The following is a 19601-nucleotide window of genomic DNA, read 5'->3' as shown; positions in this document are numbered from 1 at the left end:
ACCGGGCAATTAACATACCGGGTGCAGCCCTTTCATGGTCTTATGGATTCACGCTCTTATACCATTCGTTGATTTCTTGCTCGATTTGGTCGCCGCCCTTGCTCTTCCAATCCGCTACGAACGTATCGAATTTATCAAGCGGCTCGTTGCCGTATATGATCTTGGCGAACGTCTCAAGCTCCATCGTCTTCAGGTTGTCGTTTTTGTTTCTCATCGTTTCGGTCGGCGCTCCCAAAAACTCGTTCGGTGCGTTGATGCCCGTCATTTGGTAGTTAAGCGCGCCGGCGCGCACCATCTCCGGGTCTTGAATCATAATTTCTTTATGAGCTCTTGATGTCGGCTCGCCGCCGTTGAACATGTAATCGTAGTTGGCCGATCCTTGGAAAGGAATAGCGGGCACGTTCCAGAACAAATTGTATTTGCTCGACGAGGCAACAGCTTCGAGCGGCGTCGGGAACTTCTTCGGATCGTACTCCGGCTTGCCGTCGACGATCGCGTAATCGTAGCCTTCAAAAAATCCGTCCTTGAAATCGCCTGTTTCGAATGGATTGTCGTAAATTTTATCCAAATAGAGGAAGAAAGCGTCCATGTGCTTGAAATCTTTATTGAACATCATGACTTTGCCTTCATTCACAGCTCCCGTATAACGGGCCGACTTGCCATCCGGTCCCGTCGGCAGCGTATACGCTCTTAGCAACGCATCGGGATTCGTCCCCTTTACATCCCCAAGCGGCCATCCATGCGACCAGAACGGGGCAGCGATCATGCCCGACTTGCCTTGTATGAAGCTTTCCGTCGCTTTCACTTCGTCAATGGCAGCCAGCTCCGGATCCAGGTAGCCTTTCTTATACCATTCTTGCAGCTTGCCTAGTCCATCTTTGATCCCAGGCTGCACCGATCCGTATTTCAGAATTCCGTCATCCCCTTGCTGCCAAGTGCCCGGAATGAATTTGCCGGTATAAGCGCCGAAGACGAAGCTCACGTCGGACATCCAGTTGGAGAAGCCGTTACGGCCGGACAAGCTGAAGCCGAACGTATCCTTTTTGCCGTTGCCGTCAGGATCTTGGTTGGTGAATGCATCCATCACCTTCTCGAATTCATCGATCGTCGTGGGAGCCTGCAATTTCAGGTTATCGAGCCAGTCCTGGCGAACCCATAGCACCGGATTCGTTCCGTCGCCGCCTGCGAAGATCGGAAGACCCAGAAGCTGTTCTTCTTTCTTCACTTGATTGAGCGCGGCGCCATTATCGTCATACACCTTCTTGATCCGTTCACTGGCATATTGCTCGAAATCCGCCGAGATATCCTTGACCTTGCCCGACTGAATGAGGTCGGCGATCAGGTTCGGATCCTGGACGATGAACACGTCCGGCAGTTGGTCCTGCGTCGTCAGCGAAAGTCTCAGCTTCGTATGGTAAGCGGCGTTATCCGTCGTGTTCCACAAATCTTTGATTTCGATGCCCAGCTTGTCCTTCGCCCATTTATTGTGAACGTTATTGTTGATGTCTTCCCCGTTGATGAAGGTATAATCCCCACCCACCGGACGAGCGGTCGTGATCGTAATCGGCGGTTCGAATTTGCCGTCGGCGTTTTGCGCGGGTTTCGTACCCTCTCCGGAAGCATTGGAATTGTTTCCGGCGTTGCCGTTGCCGTTTCCGGTAGAGCATCCGACTACCGTAGTCAGCACCACAACGAGTATTAACGCGATCCATTTATTTCTTTTCAAAGCGATTCCCCTCTCTTATTGTCGTTCCTGTGTACAAAATAATCGTAGCAAAAGAGACGAATTCGCGTATATGCCCTAATCTAAACAATCATAACCTCTATTCTAGCATAGTTCGGGAAACCGATATTTATCGAATCCGTTTCGATCGATTCCTGTGAATAATTACCGTTTTATTATGGAACAACTATAAGGTTCATAAATGATCATTCTTCTATACGGACGGAGGTGAATGGCAAAATGTCAGGAAGAAACAACAAGCCGGATAACGATGGGCCTTCCAGCAGTCCCGACCGCCTGGATCAATACGGCGACAAGCTTGCTTCCCGCAACGAAGAGGAATTCCAATCCGCGGTCGAAGAAGCTTGCGAAACGGATAATAAATCCGAATAATAAGAGTAACTTATTAAACATTCCGATGTGGTAAATGAGGAAAACCTCACTGTTCGTGAACCAACGTTCACGACGGTGAGGTTTTATTCTACGACTGACCAATCGACATACAAAATGGCGTAGAACATAATAACTGGAATTTCTCCCGTTAATGAGTCGCTCTACGTCCACTTTTATCAAGTAGATGGATTTTCTCCTGTTAATCTCTCCGTTTTACGGTCGGATGGGTGAGATTGCTTTCATTAACATGAGGATTTCCTGTTATTCTATACTTTTGGTCATTTATCAATAAATAACTGGAGGAATTCCCTTTAATTCGGACATCGTTGACTTGTATGTTGGTTGATTGGTCCGTCGTAGTTTTTTTATGGGCAATACTGTATCCCATATGCGAATTCGTTGATGTCGAACTTGCCGCTATTCGCGTCGGTAACGACCTCGCCGTTAATCCGTACGTTGATGAACTTGATGTCGGTAACCATCCGTTCCTCGTCGAACCCGTAAATTCTCGACGGATGTTCATTGCGGCCGTTGTACGAAATATCGCGGAACTCGATGTTCTCGATACGGTTGCCCGCCACCGGATTGTAATCCTTGTTCCAGACGACGCGAATATCGAATAATTGGCCCAGCTCGAAATCCTCGACGCGGATGTTCGAATATCGGACGTTCCGTACCGTGTTTTTGTCGCCTGCATTGATAGCCATCACACCCCAGTAGTTCGGCTGCGGCTCGTGATGCTCGAGAATATCGATGTTGTCGAAGACGATATTTTCGATGGTGTCGCCGTTCTTATGGTAATCTCCGTGCGTACCGATCATGAGCGGATGCGCGACGTCGGCCCAGAACGTCGAATTGCGTACGACGACGTTCCTCGTATCGCCGACGAAGTCCCATCTCGTACCGTAGACGGCGATGCTGTCGTCCGACGTGCGGAGGAACACGTCGTCGATCACGATGTCTTCGCTCGCCATCATGTCGATGCCGTCCGACCAGCCCCGCGTGCTGAACGACTTGAAGTTCTCGATATGGATGCCGCGGGACTTGCCGATGTATATGCTGTAATGCGGCGGATCGAGCGTAATGATGCCTTCGACCTTGATGTTGCTCGAGAAGACGATCCGTACGCCGCGGAACGCCGAGAACCGATGGAAGTCCGACAAGTAGAGAATGCCCCTGCCGCGTATGGTCACGTCCTCTACGTTATCACATAGAAAAGAGCCGACGACGACAGCGCCTCCGGCGACGTATACGGTCGTGCCGGAAGGGATGCGGAGCAGCGTCTCCTCCAAGTAGTGCAAGCCCGGCGCGAAATAAATCGTGTCCGGCGCTTTGCCGCTCGTTTCATTCGGCGTCGCAGCCAAACGGTAGATATCCTCCGTCCGGTGAATCGCCGGACCTAGGACGAGCACGTTCTCATCGCCCGGCCGCGGCGGCGACTGCTCGATCTTGTTCGCGAACAGATGCAGGTTCGCGAACCGTTCGCCGTTCACCTCGATCGCCAGCTTGCGCGGCCGATCCAGCTCGAACGTGAGCTCGCTGCCCCGCAGCTCGAATGGAATGTTATACGACAGTGGCCTTATCGCCGCCTGCTCGATAAGCGCATGCTTGGACGTTAGACGAACCTCGACCGTTCCTTCCATATCGAAATACGCCATCGAAGCGCGCCGTACGTGATGCATATCGACCTTCGCTTCATAGACGAACAGCTCCTGCCACTCGCCTCCGGGCACTCTTGCGCTCACCCTGAAATCGTCGTTGCCTGCCGCGCCTTTGGGCGCATCGTATACGATCAGTTGATTCAAATTCATTCTACCCCCGCCCGTTTCTCTAGATCAAATTACCTGCCCGAGTTCGCCCGTCGCCCTATTCGCCGAATGTAACATTGCTCGCGAAATCGTTCAATTCGAAGTTGCCTGCTTCGGCGCTGCCGATCAGCCTTCCGTTGATACGCAAATTGCGGAAATGTACGCCGTCCACGGTACGCTGTCCGTCATAACCTGCAATGACCGACGGATTGCCGCACACGCCGTCAAACGATATGTTGCGAAGACGGATATTCTCGACGCGTTTGCCCGGATGCGGGTTATATTTCGGATTATGGAAAACGCGAATGTCGAACAGCCGTCCCAACTCGAACGGTTCAATTCGAATGTCGTCAAACCGGATATCACGGACCGTGTTGTTGTCGCCCGCATTGATCGCTATGCAGCCCCAATAGCCGTCCTGCGGCTCGTGATGCTCCAAGATGTCGATATTATCGAAAGCTATCCGTTCGATGACATCGCCGTCGCCTTCGTGGTCGCCGTGGACGCCGATCATAATCGGATGCGCAACGTCCGCCCATAGAATCGCCCCGCTGACGCTGACGTTCGAGGAACCGCCCCGGAACGTGCCGCGGCTGCCGTATATCGCGATGCAATCGTCCGACGTGCGGAGGAACACATCCTCGATCGTGACGTCTCTGCAAGACATCATGTCGATGCCGTCGCACCAGCCGCGCGTGCTGAACGACTTGAAATTGCGAATGCGCACATTCTCCGACTGGCCGAGATGTATGCTGTAATGCGGCGGATCGATCGATATAATATCTTCGACCGTAACCCCTCGCGAATAGTCGATCTGGACCGACCGCCAATACGTCGTTTTCTCGATATCCCGCAAATAGATGATGCCTCTGCCCCGGATCGCGACGTTCTCGACGCGGTTGCAGACGAATGAGCCGACGACGATCGCGCCTCCGGCCAAATACACGGTCCTGCCGGACGGTACGTGGAACAGCCCGTCCTCGAACCGATGCATGCCCGGCGCGAAGTAAATAACGTCGGATAAGCGGCCGTTCTTGTCCCCCTCTTCGATGCGGCTGATCCATTCCGCCGCGGCATACGCGCCGGGCTCGATGACAAGCGTCTCCGAACGACCAAGGTCAGGTTGATTGATCTCGAGCCGGCCCGCGAACAGATGCAAATTGTGAAACCGCTCTCCGTTGGCCTCTATGCTTAATTGGGCTGGTCGATCAAGCCGAAACACGATTTTGTCCCCATGTATCCCATACGCGATTTGACGGGACAACGGACGAATCGCCGCCTCTCGCAGTTCCTCGCGGTTATAAGTCACTTCGACTATGACAGCGCCTTCAAAATCGAACGTCGCCATCGACGCCTCGCGGACGTCATGCATATCGACGCGGACGCAATAAACGAATAACGGCTGCCACTCGCCGCCTTCGACTCGGACTCTCACAGAAAAATCAGGATTGCCGGCAGCCCCTTCCGGTGCCGGATACGTGACCAGCTCCGATGTATGTATATGTGCCATTACGTCATTTCCCTCCCATTATATCACTTCTTCCTACCCATTCTACTCAAACGATTTGTTTGATCCTATAGTAATTTGCCGCGAAAAATTGTAATAATCCAACAACCTTTAACCTAAGGGATCAATTAGAAAAATAATGTCAACAGCTATCATGACGCAACCTGCTTTTCAAATGATTGAATATGTAAGCGCTGTACATTACGATTAAATCAAGCTCTGGAAGTGAACATGATAAAGACCAATAAATTACAAATGGGAGGTTGCAGCATGAGTAAACTAACATCTGACAAACCGGCATCCGGCGGCGTTAAAGTTTCCGTTCAACGATTCGGCCGTTTCCTAAGCGGCATGGTCATGCCGAATATCGGCGCATTCATTGCATGGGGACTCATAACGGCTTTATTCATACCGACAGGCTGGATTCCGAACGAAAGTCTGGCAGCGCTTGTCGGACCGATGATCACTTATTTGCTCCCTATACTCATCGGTTATACCGGCGGTCAAATGATCCATGGCGTGCGGGGCGGCGTCATCGGTGCAGTCGTAACGGCAGGGGTTATTGTAGGATCGGATATTCCGATGTTTCTCGGCGCGATGATCGTCGGCCCTTTTGCGGCATGGGTGCTCAAAAAATTCGATAAATCGATTGAAGGCAAAATTCCTTCCGGCTTCGAGATGCTGATCAACAACTTTTCTTCCGGCATTATCGGCGGCGGACTCGCGCTGCTGGCTTTCAAAGGAATCGGGCCTGTGGTCGAAACCTTCAGCAAGCTGCTTGCGCAAGGCGTTGAATTCCTTATCAACACGGGATTGCTGCCGCTCGCCAACATTTTGATCGAACCTGCAAAGGTGTTGTTCCTGAACAATGCGATCAATCACGGCATTCTCGGACCTCTTGCGCTTGATCAGGCATCCAAAGCAGGCCAATCGATCATTTACATGCTGGAATCCAATCCAGGTCCGGGTCTTGGCATTCTGCTCGCATACTGGCTCTTTGGCAAAGGAATGGTCAAACAGTCTGCTCCAGGCGCAGTCGTTATCCATTTCTTCGGCGGTATTCACGAAATCTATTTCCCTTACATTCTCATGAACCCGCGCTTGATTCTTGCCGCTATAGCGGGTGGCGTGGCAGGTACGTTCACCTTCTCCATCTTCGGTGCCGGTCTTGTCGCCGCTCCCTCGCCGGGCAGTATCATCGCCTATATTACGATGACGCCTAAAGGCGGATTTCTGGCCATGTTCAGCGGTGTCGTAGTGGCCACGATCGTCTCGTTCCTGGTCGCTGCGCTGCTGCTGAAAACTAGCAAGCAAGCGGATGATTCAGACAACGATCTTGAGCTTGCTGCACAGAAGGTTCAGCAGATGAAAGCCGAATCCAAAGGTACAGCCGCTCAGTCCGCACCGCAGCCGGCTCGGCAAACGAAAAGGCTAGTAAACAAAATCGTCTTTTCCTGTGACGCAGGCATGGGATCAAGCGCGATGGGCGCTTCCATTTTGCGCAAAAAAATAACAGCGGCTGAGCTGCCGATCACGGTCATTAATACGGCAATCAATGATATTCCTAGCGATGCCGACATCGTTATAACTCATAAGACGCTCACCGACCGCGCGCGGCAAAAGGCTCCGGATGCGGAGCATATTTCAATCGATAATTTTCTCAAAAGTCCTGAGTATGATTTGCTCGTACAAAGACTAAGTTAGTTCTACCCTGCCTAACGCTGACAGAGTCCTGTCGGCGTTAAGTTCATTCCCCTTAGAAGGAGGATGATTTCTATAAAAGCGTCTACCAGGCAGCGTCGTATCATTGAGTTGCTGCTCGAACGGAAGCATGAAATTGCCGCGGCCGATATTGCGGCTATCGTCGGAACAAGCACGAGGACGATCCATCGCGAGCTTAGCGATATTGAATCGCTGCTGGCCGCTAAAGGCATTCTTCTTCACAAAATATCCGGACTTGGCATTCGAATCGAAGCGGACAAAGAACTACTAGAGCGCTTCAAGCAATCATTCGACTTGACCGATTCATTCGAATATTCGGCAGAAGAGCGCCAGATTCTTATTCTCTGCAGATTGCTTGAGCATGACGAGCCCATTAAGCTGTTCTCGCTCGCTCACGAGCTGCGCGTGGCGATACCGACCATTAGCCATGACCTTGATGAGCTGGAAAAATCCATTATCAAGCAAGGATTGGCCCTCGTCCGAAAAAGAGGCTACGGCGTTGAGATCAGCGGCCAGGAAGCAGCGAAACGCCATTTCATTAGCCTGCTTGCTTTCAATCATTTTGACGATTCCGATTTATTCGGGCAATTCACGGACCAGACGGTCTCACATCCCAATCCCGTAACGGCACAGCTTCTTGACATGATCGGCAAGGATAACTTCAAGAAGCTTGAACAGGCATTATGGGAGCTGAATGACGATTGGCCGAACGACTTATCCGAATCCGATTACACCAGATTGCTTATTAAGCTGTCGGTCGCGTTAACCCGGATTGAGCATAACCACTTGATTCTATCCGGCGATTATGGCGCCGGCGGTGAAATCACTTTGGTCAGAAGCCTGCTGGACGCGCTTGATATGCAGCTTCCAATAGAAGAAAAACGATACCTCTCCCGATTGCTCGACGACGAGGCTTTCCCGGAAAGCAGCCTCCTGATCCATCACGACGATATGTCGCTTATTGAGTCCGTGACGCTGCTGATCCGTTATGTCCAGGAACAGCTGCAAATGCCGCTTTTGGAAGACCGATCGCTAGCAGAAGGGTTAATTCAACATATAAAAAAGGCCTTTCAAAGGATAAGAGACGGCGTCGCGATACGCAATCCGATGCTGGCGCCCATAAAAAAGGACTACGCACAGCTATTCGCCGCGATCCGGCAAGGCGTCGATGAGGTTATCCCTTCCATTGTCGTGCCCGACGAGGAAATCGGATATATCGTTATGCATTTCGGAGCTTCCCTTGAACGCTTAAAGCAATTCCCGAGAAAAATCAGAGCTGTGCTCGTTTGCACGAGTGGCATCGGTTCATCCAAGCTGCTCGCCGTAAGGATAACGAAGAAGCTGCCGCAAATTGAATTAATAGGTCATTATTCTTGGTACGAAGCCGCAAGGCTGCCTTCGAATCAATACGACCTGATCATTTCGACCGTCGACCTGCCTCTGGATTCGGGTCGGTATATTAAGCTTAGCCCTCTTCTTACCCAAGAGGAAACGGATAAGCTTCGCTCTTATATCGAGAGCACGACCTTAAAGAGGCTCGCTCCCGCCGCTGCTCCAGAGCCGTCTATGCAGTCGCCGATGGATCGTTTGACGCTGATGCAGCAATATTCCGGGAGCATCCTCCGGTTGCTTGAAAGCTTCATCGTTCATGATTTGTCCATTACGGAGCCGCAATCGAAGCTAGAAACTCAGCTGCTTCCGATGATATCGCTGATTGGGAAGCCGGACATTTTAGCCCATAGCGAGAAAATAGCCGCGCAGCTGCTGGCAAGAGAGCAACAAGGCAGTCTTGTCATTCCGGATACGGAGCTTGCCTTGATCCATACCCGAAGCGAATGGATTCAAGAGCCGCTGCTGGCCTTGTACCGTTACGATGAACCCCTGCTGCTTAACGATGACGAAGCGATGAAGGCTAGACAAGTATTAATGATGCTTGGACCTGCAAAGCTGGATAAGTCCAGCCTGGAGGTGCTTAGCGAAATAAGCGCGATGCTGCTGCTGCCGGAAATGATTGCCGTTCTTGAGCATGACCCTGCGGAAAGCATCAAATCGTTCATCTCGCAGAAGCTGGAGCTTTATATAAAAACAAAAATGGATTGGAGAGAGTAAACGATGACTATATTAGCGAAAGAGAAAATCAAACTGAATGTAAAAGTGAAGGACAAATACGAGGCCATTCGTTTAGCCGGGCAATTGCTTGTTGACGCCGGACACGTACCTCTGGAATATATCGATAAAATGATTGAACGCGAGGAGGATTTATCCACCTATATCGGAGGAAGCCTTGCCATGCCCCATGGTACGAATGCGTCGAAAACTTTGATCCGCTCGACAGGCATGGCTATTCTCACTGTTCCTGACGGCGTAGACTTCGGAGGCGATGAACCCGCTCAATTAATCATTGGTTTAGCGGCGGTAGGCGACGATCATTTGAACATTTTGACTAACGTAGCCATGCTCGTGTCCGAAGAAGAGGATATGCGGCGCATTCTGAATGCTTCTTCCGAAGAAGAGCTCATTTCTATTTTCGAAGCGGGGATGCAGGAATGAAGGCCGTTCACTTCGGTGCCGGAAATATCGGCAGAGGTTTTATAGGACTGCTGCTGCATCAATCGGGGTATGAGGTTGCTTTCGTCGACGTAAACGATACTCTCGTTTCCCTTTTGCAGACGAAGCGGCAATATACCGTCAAGCTTGCCAATGAACAGGCTGACACCTTTCTTGTTGATCAGGTAACCGCCCTTGACGGTAAAAATATGGCATGGGTCGCCGAAACGATCGCAGCCGCAGATCTTGTAACGACCGCCGTCGGCGTATCGGTTTTGAAGCATATTGCAGCCGCCATCGCTAAGGGAATCGAGCTTAGACTAGCGGCCAGCAAGGAGCCTCTTCATATTATTGCATGCGAGAACGCCTTAGGCGGCAGTACGACGCTCAAGCATTTGGTCTATGAACACCTGTCGCCTGAGAATCGGGCGCTGGCTGACCGGCTTGTCGCTTTCCCGGACGCGGCTGTAGACCGGATCGTCCCGCTTCAGCAAAACGAGGATCCGCTGTTGGTTACGGTTGAACCCTTTTACGAGTGGACAATCGATCGTTCTGCCGTGCTGCCCGGACATCAAGAAATCGCCGGCGTCCACTATGTGGATCGACTCGAGCCCTATATCGAGCGCAAGCTGTTTACGGTCAATACCGGACATTGCTGCGCCGCTTATCACGGCTATTTGAAGGGCTACACGACCATCCAGGAAGCGATGAAGGATCCGTCCATCGTTGCTGAAGTTAGAGGAGCGCTGCAGGAGTCGGGAGCCGCGCTCCTACAAACCTATCAATTCGACGAAGCGGCGCACTCGCAATATATCGAGCAAATACTGGAGCGCTTCATTAACCCTTATTTGGTTGACGAAATCGTGCGGATTGGCCGCTCTCCGATTCGGAAGCTCTCACCTCAAGACCGGCTAGTGCGGCCGGCATTGCTCGCTAACCAATACGGCATAACGGTTACTCATTTGACCAATGCGATGGCTGCAGCCCTGCATTTCGACTACGCGGATGATCCCGAGGCGGTAGAACTGCAGGAAATGATAAAGAAGCATGGCATTCATCGAACGTTAACGGAGTATACGGGTTTAAGCGGGCAGAGCCCTCTTCATAGCCGCGCGGCGGAGCAATATCAGCAGCTGGAACAATGGGTCCGGCACGGAAAGGAATGATCGAACGATGACACAATCATTGAAAGGGATAGGAGCATCGCCCGGCATCGCCGTCGCTCGCGCCTTCTTCCTGGCGACGGAGCGCTTCGTTCCGGCACGGGCTGCCGTTGCGGACGGGAAACGGGAGGTTGCAAGGTTTCGTGAAGCTGTAGCTGTCTCCCGCGACGAAGTGGAAGCCATCCGGGCCGCCGCCGAAGAGCGGTTCGGAGCGGACAAAGCGGAAATTTTCGAAGGCCATCTCATGCTGCTTGAGGATCCGGATCTCATTGATGCCATTGAAGAAAAAATAACGGATGAAGCCGTTAATGCCGAGTTCGCGTTACATGAGGTAGCGCAATCCTTTATTGAGCTGCTGCAATCGATGGAGGATGAATTGCTCCGCGGACGCGCGGTTGATATAGAGGACATCTCGAGCCGAATGATGAGTCATTTGCGGGGCGTTCCGCATATGGACTTGGCCAATCTAACAGAAGAATGCGTAATTGTCGCGCGGGATCTGACTCCCTCGGATACGGCCCAGCTTAATCTGGCAGTCGTCCGCGGATTCATTACCGAGGTCGGCAGCCGCACCTCTCATTCCGCCATTATGGCCCGATCGCTGGAAATACCCGCAATCGTAGGTGTGGGCGCAGCGATTTATGACGTATCAGAGAACACTGTCATGATCATGGATGCTAATGAAGGACTTATCCTAATTAATCCGACTACCGAAGTGCTTGAAGCTTATCAAGTTAAGAAGCAAAAGGACGATCAACGAAGAATCGGACTGGCGAAGCTGAAGGATCAGCCGACGCTGTCCAGAGACGGCAAACAGGTCGAGCTTGCGGCCAATATCGGCAAACTGGAGGATATTCAAAGGGCCATCGACAACGGAGCCGAAGGCATCGGACTTTTCCGCACGGAATTTTTATATATGGGCCGCAGCTCTCTTCCCACCGAAGAGGAGCAGTTCACCAGCTACAAATTTGTGCTTGAGAAAATGAGCCCTAAGCCGGTCGTTATCCGGACGCTGGATATCGGCGGCGATAAAGAGCTTCCTTATATGGATCTTCCGAAGGAAAGCAATCCCTTCCTTGGACAGCGGGCACTTCGTCTCTGTCTGGATAGACAGGACCTGTTCCGCACGCAGCTGCGGGCGCTGCTTCGGGCAAGCCGTTACGGCAACCTGAAAATCATGTTCCCGATGATCGCCGTGCTCGAAGAGCTGCTGGAGGCCAAGCGGTTGCTCGAGGAAGAAAAACAGAACCTGATCGCCGAAGGCGTACAGCTAGCCGAGCACATCGAAGTAGGCATGATGGTCGAAATTCCGGCCGCAGCCGTCTCTGCAGACTTGTTCGCTCCGGAGGTCGATTTCTTCAGTATCGGAACAAACGATTTAATCCAATATACAATGGCCGCCGACCGCATGAACGAAAACGTGGCGTATCTGTACCAGCCTTGGCACCCTTCCTTGCTGCGATTGATTCGTCTCGTCATTCAAGCGGCGGAGACGGAAGGCAAATGGGTCGGCATGTGCGGCGAAATGGCGGGCGACGCTACGGCTATTCCGCTCTTGCTTGGTCTTGGCCTGCATGAATTCAGCATGAGCGCCGGTTCCATTCTCCCGTCACGAGAGCTTATCGGTCAACTAAATCAAGCGCAATGGTCCGCTTATGCCGATCAAGCGCTCCGGATGCGCAGCACGCAAGAAATTACGCAATTTGTAGAACAGATAAGAAACGGAGTGAACTCATAATGGTCAGTCAAACCTTCACTATTCTTAATCCGACGGGCTTTCATGTCCGTCCGACCAAAACATTCGTGCAAACCGCAAGCACCTTTCCTTGCAAGATCACCCTTATCAATAAAGGAAAAAAAGTAAACGGCAAAAGCTCGCTGAGCATGCTTACGCTCGGCATCGCGGCTAACGAGGAAGTGACGCTGGAAATTGACGGCGAGCAGGAAGAGCAAGCGCTTGAGGCGCTCGGCAAGCTGTTGACGGGAATTCACGAGTAGTGCGAGTTGGATGGATAGCGTCCATAATCCCCTTAAGGATTCTGCGCTTTATGCCTGGTTTACCGGCTTGCCGCCCTCGACGTGGCGTACGTGAAGAGCTGCGATTGCAGCGAGTTCAGGTAAGCGTCTATTCCCGCCATCTTAAGCTCGCTCCGCATCTCGGCAAGCTCGCTATCGATATCGTTGCCGACGCCGACATCGAGCGGCTGCACGTAAGCCTCGCGGACCTTCTCCAGCCGCTCCAGCTCCGCCGAGACGACGGACGCATCGAAGGTGAAGCCTTCGTATGGATGGATGCCGTTCGCTTCCGCGAGCTTCGGCCCTTCCGTTACTGTCAGCTTATCGACGATGGCCTGCCATTCACCTGGAGCTTTGGCCGAATATGACATATAGCCGTCCGTCAGCCCGGTCCAACCGGGCTTGCGGTTCTGCTCCGGTATACCCTCATAGGACACCCTACCGTCGTCCAGCCTATAGTTCTCTCCTTCGATGCCGTACATGAGCAGATCGTAATAAGCGCGGTCGGTATGCGCCTTCTCCAGAAATTTCAATGCCAGCTCCGGATAAAGGGAGTTCGAGCCGATCGAGATCATGGTCGACGTATCGACCGACACTTTCGGCAGGAACACCGTCTCCGGGTATAGATCGAACCCAATGTCCAGCCAGCCGAACTGCTGCTCGGGATATCTTGCCTTCAACACGTCGATATAGTTGCCGGATACGGCACCGAAGTGGTTGCTGAATTCGAGCGGCTTCTTGTCGGCTTTCAAAAGTCCGAACGTCTTGCTCGTCTCATTGCCTTGCGATGCGAGGATGTCCCGGTCGACGATGCCGTCGTCGTACCATTGCTTCGCCTTGCGCACGAGCCCCTCGTATTCCGGCGTATCGTACTTGCTCATCACCTTGTAAGGATCGCGTACCGGCGCTACGGCATAATCTTTTACGATCGTGTAATAGTCGCCCCCGGCCAGCAGCTCCCATAACACGTCGCCGAACCGTTTGTCGTTGATCATGGGCGTATCCGGGTATTGTCGCATCGCTTTGTATAAGTATCGCTCAAGCGAGTCGAAGCTGTCGATTGCCGGCAGCCCCCATTGCCGTCTCAGATCTTCGCGGTACAGCACGCCGTAATAGCCGGCTGCGGGCTTGCCGAAGGAAGGAATGCCATACAGCTTTCCGTCCAGCTTCGCCCGATCCAGGATGTCGCCATAATGCTCCGCCAACGCGGGCACCCGGTCCAGCATCGGCGCAAGATCGACGAAAGCGTTGCGCTTCGCGTATTGCTTGAAGTCGGTCCAGAACCCGCCCACGTATAGATCGTATTCCTTCGTCGCGATCGTCCTGCCGATTTCGTTCTTCTCCTCGCCCCATGGTATAAAGTCGAATCGAACGGTCATGTCAAGGTCTTCGATCGTCATTGCGTCAAGTTGTTTATAGAAGTTGTCCATGCCGCTTATGGGCTCTGTGCCCATCGTTACCGCCTTCAACTGGACGACCTCCGCAGGAACGCCGTCACCGGACGCATTCCCCGGATCGGCAGCACCTTCCGGCTTCCGGTCCGCGCACGCCGCCATTAGGCCAACGATCGCAACGGCTAGCAGCGACAGTCCTATGTTTCTAACCCCGGCAATCCCCATTCGATTCACTCCTCCTTCCGTCAATCGGATTCACCTTTCACAGCGGGAACGTCGATCGTGACGCAAGTCCCTCCCTCAGCCAATGCTCCGAAACGCAAGCTCGCAGGCAAACCAAAATAAAGCTCCAACCTTTTTTCGATATTTTTGACGCCATAACCGCTGCCTTTGTGCGTGCGCCGATCCGAGGGATCGCGCTGGTAGCCTACGCCGTCGTCCTTCACTTCCAGCAGCAGGCGGCCGTTCGACAAGCGCCCTGAAATCCGAATCACGCCCGTCCCTCCCTCTTTCTCGGAGATACCGTGAATGATCGCGTTCTCGACGAGCGGCTGCAGCGTTATTTTCGGCAGGAGGCAGTCCATTGCTTCCTCGTCGACGTCGAAATCGATTTGTATCCGATTTCTGAAACGTTTCATCTGAATATCCATATAGATAGCGCTTAGGCGCACCTCGTCTCTCACCGTGACGAAATCTTCCCCTTTGTTGAGTATCAGCCTGTAATAGCCCGATAGCGCGTAGACGACCTGTTGAATATTTTCGCGTTCTCCCTTCTGTGCCATCCAGTTGAGCATGTCCAGCGTATTATACAGAAAATGGGGGTTGATCTGCGATTGCAACGCCTTCAGCTCCGCTTCGTTCTTCTCTTGCCCGAGCTTGAATTGCTCCGCCAGCAGTTCCTGCAAGCTGCCAATCATATAGTTATAACTGGAGATGAGCTGTCCGACCTCGTCCTTGCTCGGTGAAATATCCAGCTCGTTCAGCCGGCCCTGGCGAACCTGGCTCATCCTGTTCATAAGCAAAAAAATTCTGCGCGTTATCGACTTGGCCACCGGAAAAATAAAGATCAAAATAATGAACGAAATGGCGGCGTACGTCGTCAGCATCTGCGTCCGGATATTGTTGACCGCTTCGGTTGCCGCCTCGTTCGATATGACGGAAACGAGAAACAAGTTCGTGTTGCCTATCTTCTGCCCGCGCGCAAAATACATGCCTTTCTTAAGCGACACGCTCTTGAACGCTCCGTCGGTGTCAATCGGCTTAGGAAGATGCATCTCCTCATATTCGGCTTCTCCGGTGCTGGTAATCAATTCGCCAGCCGCCGTTGCGATATAGACCAATTGCTGCGGATACGACTTCGTCAAGCTTTGCTTGATTTGGTTCGAGTCGATGTTAAGCGTGACGATACCTACCGGCTCGCTTAAATTCGTCGGATTCCACAGTAGGCGGCCAAGCGCCAAGTACTTCCTCGGAACGGTCCCCGGCTCTTCACGAACGCCCCAAGCCGATCTGCCCTTATTCGCGTACACGCTTTTCACCCAGGGCATTTCTTGTACATCGCCTAACCTGCGAAACATCGTATCGTCTCCGGTTAGAATGAAATCGTCGTTAATATAATAGATAATCTGGTCGAACTCCGAATTGCTCTCCATGATATGCGAATAGGCGGCGACGTTGTTGAAAACGGCCATCTGCTCGGGAATCTTCATCTCATCCGGTTTTTTGGCCAAGATGACGTTCAGGTCTTTGTTAACGATAATCACCGACGTCACCCCTTCCAAATGATAAAACTTTTTGGAAAGCGTCATGAGCATTTGCTCGTAGTTCGAATTCTCGGCATAGTTTTGTCCGTCGACGGCTAGCTTGCGGATTTCGCTGTAAGAAACAAAGAAAGTAACGATAAGCGGCACGATGCCGACGAACGCGAATAAAATCATAATTTTCATCCGCAGGGACATGTCGTTCAAATAGTCGATCAGCTTCATACGTCAGCTCTTCTTTCGATATTGCATAGGCGACAGATCGGTAGCCGCCTTGAATACCTTAACAAAATAGCTGGCGCTGGCAAAGCCGCACAGCTCTGCGATCGTATGCATCTTGTGATGCTCGTTCTCCACCAGGTTCTTCGCAAGCTCGATCCGGTAATCGCTGATATATTGCTTGATAGACGTTCCCGTCTCTTCTTTGAACAGCTTGCCTAGATAGCTCGTCGATAAATGCATATGGCTCGCAATCATCGTAAGATCGAGATCGACGTTGCGATAGTTAGCGGCAACATAACTTATCACTTCCTGCACAAGCCGCGTATACCCCGACGTCTGCCGCTTCTCCTCCATCCAAACCGAAAGGACCGCAAGCATGAAAGACTCGGCGTTATCCAGCGTTCCGCACCGCTTCAAATAATGCTCGGCATCCGCGAAGCCGTGTTCGTTCGCAAGCGTCTCGATTAGCTTGCGATTATCACCGAGCAGCATTTGAGCCATCGTGTCCAGAAGGGCGATCACTTTTTCCTTGGCTGGGTACCGTTTCTCCCGGAACGAGGCGAATAGCGTTTCAAGCCACTCGCCGAGCTGCTCCGGGTTGCTATTACTTAGCTTATAAAATTCCGGAAGCGCGCCCGTGTGCCATTCATTAGGGCTGCTCTTCTCCTCCCCGCTAAGCAGACAGCGAGTATCGGAATCATAGAAGGAGCGATCCATCGCTCTTCGTGATGCCAAGTAGCTTCTCGGAATCGCCTTAATCCCGTTGGCTTCTTCGCCGATCGCCACCATATATCGATCGTTCTTGTTCAGCCATCTATTAATCATCGTATACAACTGCTTATATTCATGACTTTGGCATGCCACGACGATAAAGCAATGCTTGCGGTCAAGCTGCTCACCGATTGCTATGAAGCCGTTGTCGTTCCATTCCTTCGTAATGGGCTCCAGGTCCACATAAGCTTCATCGTCCTCGTTGCGACTTCGGATAATGAAGCTTGCATACCGCTTGTCCGCCGGAAACCCCGTTTCGCGGCATTGTCGCGTTATCTCGTCCAGAACCGCATGCTCGTCGCGCAGCAAGCCGGCCAATTTCTGCTTCATAAGCTCGTTCTTCTGCCTGTAGACAGCGCCCTGGGCCTGCTTCTCCTCAAGTGCGCGAACGGACTTGAAAATGGCTTGCTCGACATCCGCCATCTTGATCGGCTTCTCGATGTATTCTACCGCCGACAGCTTGATGGCGCTGCGCAAGTATTCGACGTCCATGAAGCCGCTCATAAAAATCAACTGGCTGCCAGGCGACCTCAAGGACAGCTTCTCGGCAAACTCGATGCCGTTGAGCTTCGGCATCCGAATATCGGTCAAGACGATTTCCGGTTGATGAATCGTGCATAGCCGCAGTGCCTCGGCCCCGTCACCTGCGAGCATCACGACACTGATGCCGTATTTCTTCCAGTCGATGCTCTCCCTAAGGCCTTCTCTTGTATAATCGTCGTCATCGGCTATTAATAATCTCATAATTAACCACCTTAAATCATGCAATATTTCGTGATAACGCTTGCAAAATCTAAGAATAGAATAACAGAAAATATTCGTATGATCCATTCGCCACTCTTGATTCGGCAATTCCAAATACTGACATACCCTATAATGCCATGCCTTGTCTTGCCTTACCTTACTAAACGTGAAGAAGCTCACCCTTCCGCAATTAACGGAAGAGTGAGCTTTTCAATCTATAATTTGGGGATTAATTCCTTGCCGCGCGGCGTTCTTGATACACTTTAGTCGCCTCGTCAAGAATTTCTTGTCCGCCTGCTTTCAGCCATTGTGCTTTGAAATCAGCGAACATTTTCTCTACATCGCCCGCGTTCTTAGCGATGATTGCTTTCGTGTAAAATTCATCCTGCAGTGCCGACAAGTTCGCAAAGTACTTGCCTTTGCTATCCAATACAGTCGGTCCAAGAACGTCAGTAATCAATTCGTTGCCTTCTGTTACTTTGGCTTTGAAATCGGTTTTTTCTGGCGTCATATGGAATTTCATAGTCGACTCGGCTCTCTCGATAAGCGGGTTGTAGAAACCGCCAATTCCGAGCAGAAGACGCTTGTCTCTATCAGTGTCGTACGGTGCGATCGCAGTAGGAACTCCGTCCTTCATCTCATAGGATACGCCTAGTTCACCGAAAGCCGTAGTCAAGTAAGTCTCGTCATTTGTCGCAAGATCTTCGAGAATTTGCAAAATTTTGATTCTCTTCTTCTCATCCTTTTCAACTTGCGCACCCAGCATAAGCGGAACTTGCAAAGCGCCGTTCGACATTTCATAAGCTTTGCCCGCAGGACCGATCAAGCCTTTGCCGAATGCCGGTTCGATGCCGCTATCTTTATACCCTTGCAGCGCTCCAAACAGATGGTGGTACATGCTAGTATCGATAAAGCCGATTTTTTTGCTGCTGAACTTTTGGCCCATGAGCCCGTTGTCGTCTGTCATAAATTCAGGATCGATTAGACCCGCATTATACCATTTATTCAGAAGCTTCGTTGCTTCGAGCGATTCATCCATAATTCCGCCATATACAATCGATCCATCGGATGCTTCCAAGAATTGGTATGGGTTAACGCCAAATGCCGCATAAACCGGATTGAACAGCTGGTTCCTGGCGTTTTTTCCCCGGCCGCTCATGCCGTACGTATCCTTCTGTCCGTTGCCGTCCGGATCGTTGTTGCGGAACTTCGTCAACACGTCCTCGAACTCCTCGATCGTCTTAGGCGGTTCGCTGTAGCCGATCGCTTTCAGCCAATCATTGTTATAGGTTGGAATAAATCCTGTCGAACCGTTCAGCCAAACTCTCGGTATGCCATAGTTTTTGCCGTCAATCAAACTGATATCCCAAGCGTTCTTATCGACGGATTCCACATCCGCGACATACTTCGGCATGTATTGTTTGATTTCGTCCACTGAAACGCTCGCGATAACGCCTTGCTTCGCCCAGTTCACCATGTCGGTCTCGCTAGGATTTTGCGGGAAAATGTCCGGAATTTCGTTAGCCGCAATTTTGAGCTTAAAGTTCTCGTCACTGACTCGCATATTGATGATCTTCACGTTGTACTTTTGTTCGAGGTACTTCTGAACAAAGTTATTGTCTTCCGTCGGAGGATCCCACGACGATCCAGCGAACGTAATTTCGATCGGCGCTTCTTCCTTAGGAGCGTTTGTAGCCCCTCCTGCATTCGACGGAGCGTTGCCGTTATTGCCGCCGTTCGACGAGCATCCGGCAGCAACCAGCGAGAACGATAGCATTAATGCGATGCCAAGCTTCAATCCATGTTTCATTTCTTTTTCTTCCTCCCTTTT

The 19601-nt window shown here is 51.7% G+C and carries 14 protein-coding genes; 7 read left to right on the top strand and 7 right to left on the bottom strand.

Features of this window, described 5'->3' with window-relative positions:
- Nucleotides 1-40: 40 nt before the first annotated feature.
- The gene (locus J2T14_RS12055) at nt 41-1726 is read right to left on the bottom strand and encodes an extracellular solute-binding protein (RefSeq protein WP_307471062.1); all 1686 of its coding nucleotides are present in this window, start codon (nt 1724-1726) and stop codon (nt 41-43) included.
- Nucleotides 1727-1963: 237 nt separating this feature from the next.
- Here J2T14_RS12055 and J2T14_RS12050 point away from each other — a divergent pair, with 237 nt between their 5' ends.
- Complete coding sequence (locus J2T14_RS12050) at nt 1964-2116, top strand: hypothetical protein (protein ID WP_307202765.1); 153 nt, start codon at nt 1964-1966, stop codon at nt 2114-2116.
- Between the two features lie 365 nt (nt 2117-2481).
- Here J2T14_RS12050 and J2T14_RS12045 read toward each other — a convergent pair whose 3' ends face one another.
- Nucleotides 2482-3927 (bottom strand): glycosyl hydrolase family 28 protein, encoded by a 1446-nt coding sequence (locus J2T14_RS12045; protein ID WP_307471060.1) that lies wholly within the window; start codon nt 3925-3927, stop codon nt 2482-2484.
- Between the two features lie 55 nt (nt 3928-3982).
- Complete coding sequence (locus J2T14_RS12040; protein ID WP_307471058.1) at nt 3983-5434, bottom strand: glycosyl hydrolase family 28 protein; 1452 nt, start codon at nt 5432-5434, stop codon at nt 3983-3985.
- Between the two features lie 267 nt (nt 5435-5701).
- On the opposite strand from J2T14_RS12040, the gene J2T14_RS12035 reads away from it, so the two are divergent.
- The 6 genes from J2T14_RS12035 (at nt 5702) to J2T14_RS12010 (ending at nt 12861) form a co-directional block, all read left to right on the top strand.
- A complete protein-coding gene (locus J2T14_RS12035) occupies nt 5702-7135 on the top strand; it encodes a PTS mannitol transporter subunit IICB (RefSeq protein WP_307471056.1) in 1434 nt (477 codons plus the stop codon).
- Between the two features lie 63 nt (nt 7136-7198).
- Nucleotides 7199-9262 carry a BglG family transcription antiterminator gene (locus J2T14_RS12030; RefSeq protein WP_307471054.1) on the top strand — a complete coding sequence of 688 codons (2064 nt, stop codon included), beginning with the start codon at nt 7199-7201 and terminating at the stop codon, nt 9260-9262.
- A gap of 3 nt (nt 9263-9265) precedes the next feature.
- Entirely contained in the window at nt 9266-9703 is a 438-nt protein-coding gene (locus tag J2T14_RS12025) for a PTS sugar transporter subunit IIA (protein ID WP_307202776.1), read from the top strand.
- Nucleotides 9700-10866, top strand: a complete 1167-nt coding sequence (locus tag J2T14_RS12020) for a mannitol-1-phosphate 5-dehydrogenase (protein WP_307471052.1) — start codon at nt 9700-9702, stop codon at nt 10864-10866. Before J2T14_RS12025 ends, J2T14_RS12020 begins: the two co-directional genes overlap by 4 nt.
- Nucleotides 10867-10873: 7 nt before the next feature.
- Nucleotides 10874-12601, top strand: a complete 1728-nt coding sequence (ptsP, locus tag J2T14_RS12015; protein WP_307471050.1) for a phosphoenolpyruvate--protein phosphotransferase — start codon at nt 10874-10876, stop codon at nt 12599-12601.
- Nucleotides 12601-12861: an HPr family phosphocarrier protein gene (locus J2T14_RS12010; protein ID WP_307471048.1), complete on the top strand. Its 261-nt coding sequence runs from the start codon at nt 12601-12603 to the stop codon at nt 12859-12861. Before ptsP ends, J2T14_RS12010 begins: the two co-directional genes overlap by 1 nt.
- Nucleotides 12862-12920: 59 nt before the next feature.
- Here the strand turns inward: J2T14_RS12010 and J2T14_RS12005 are convergent, their stop codons facing one another.
- The 4 genes from J2T14_RS12005 to J2T14_RS11990 all read right to left on the bottom strand — a co-directional run bounded on the left by J2T14_RS12005 (nt 12921) and on the right by J2T14_RS11990 (nt 19580).
- Nucleotides 12921-14498, bottom strand: a complete 1578-nt coding sequence (locus J2T14_RS12005) for a DUF3502 domain-containing protein (RefSeq protein WP_307471046.1) — start codon at nt 14496-14498, stop codon at nt 12921-12923.
- 20 nt (nt 14499-14518) lie between these two features.
- Complete coding sequence (locus J2T14_RS12000; protein WP_307471043.1) at nt 14519-16258, bottom strand: sensor histidine kinase; 1740 nt, start codon at nt 16256-16258, stop codon at nt 14519-14521.
- 3 nt (nt 16259-16261) lie between these two features.
- Nucleotides 16262-17770, bottom strand: coding sequence for a response regulator (locus J2T14_RS11995; RefSeq protein WP_307471041.1), 1509 nt, complete (start codon nt 17768-17770; stop codon nt 16262-16264).
- Nucleotides 17771-17999: 229 nt separating this feature from the next.
- Nucleotides 18000-19580 (bottom strand): extracellular solute-binding protein, encoded by a 1581-nt coding sequence (locus J2T14_RS11990; protein WP_307471040.1) that lies wholly within the window; start codon nt 19578-19580, stop codon nt 18000-18002.
- Between the last annotated feature and the right edge of the window lie 21 nt (nt 19581-19601).

Origin of the sequence: Paenibacillus harenae (assembly GCF_030812415.1) — a bacterium.
In the GTDB taxonomy this organism is placed as follows: Bacteria; Bacillota; Bacilli; order Paenibacillales; family Paenibacillaceae; genus Pristimantibacillus; species Pristimantibacillus harenae_A.
The sequence above is the reverse complement of the archived record's forward strand: the minus strand, read 5'-3'. Positions and strand labels throughout refer to the sequence as shown.

Coding starts and splice junctions, on each gene's coding strand:
- J2T14_RS12050 (WP_307202765.1), top strand. CDS start 1,964: ATGTCAGGAAGAAACAACAAGCCGGATAACGATGGGCCTTCCAGCAGT.
- J2T14_RS12020 (WP_307471052.1), top strand. CDS start 9,700: ATGAAGGCCGTTCACTTCGGTGCCGGAAATATCGGCAGAGGTTTTATA.
- J2T14_RS12010 (WP_307471048.1), top strand. CDS start 12,601: ATGGTCAGTCAAACCTTCACTATTCTTAATCCGACGGGCTTTCATGTC.
- J2T14_RS11995 (WP_307471041.1), bottom strand. CDS start 17,770: ATGAGATTATTAATAGCCGATGACGACGATTATACAAGAGAAGGCCTT.
- J2T14_RS12005 (WP_307471046.1), bottom strand. CDS start 14,498: ATGGGGATTGCCGGGGTTAGAAACATAGGACTGTCGCTGCTAGCCGTT.
- ptsP (WP_307471050.1), top strand. CDS start 10,874: ATGACACAATCATTGAAAGGGATAGGAGCATCGCCCGGCATCGCCGTC.
- J2T14_RS12000 (WP_307471043.1), bottom strand. CDS start 16,258: ATGAAGCTGATCGACTATTTGAACGACATGTCCCTGCGGATGAAAATT.
- J2T14_RS12025 (WP_307202776.1), top strand. CDS start 9,266: ATGACTATATTAGCGAAAGAGAAAATCAAACTGAATGTAAAAGTGAAG.
- J2T14_RS12030 (WP_307471054.1), top strand. CDS start 7,199: ATGATTTCTATAAAAGCGTCTACCAGGCAGCGTCGTATCATTGAGTTG.
- J2T14_RS12045 (WP_307471060.1), bottom strand. CDS start 3,927: ATGAATTTGAATCAACTGATCGTATACGATGCGCCCAAAGGCGCGGCA.
- J2T14_RS12040 (WP_307471058.1), bottom strand. CDS start 5,434: ATGGCACATATACATACATCGGAGCTGGTCACGTATCCGGCACCGGAA.
- J2T14_RS11990 (WP_307471040.1), bottom strand. CDS start 19,580: ATGAAACATGGATTGAAGCTTGGCATCGCATTAATGCTATCGTTCTCG.
- J2T14_RS12035 (WP_307471056.1), top strand. CDS start 5,702: ATGAGTAAACTAACATCTGACAAACCGGCATCCGGCGGCGTTAAAGTT.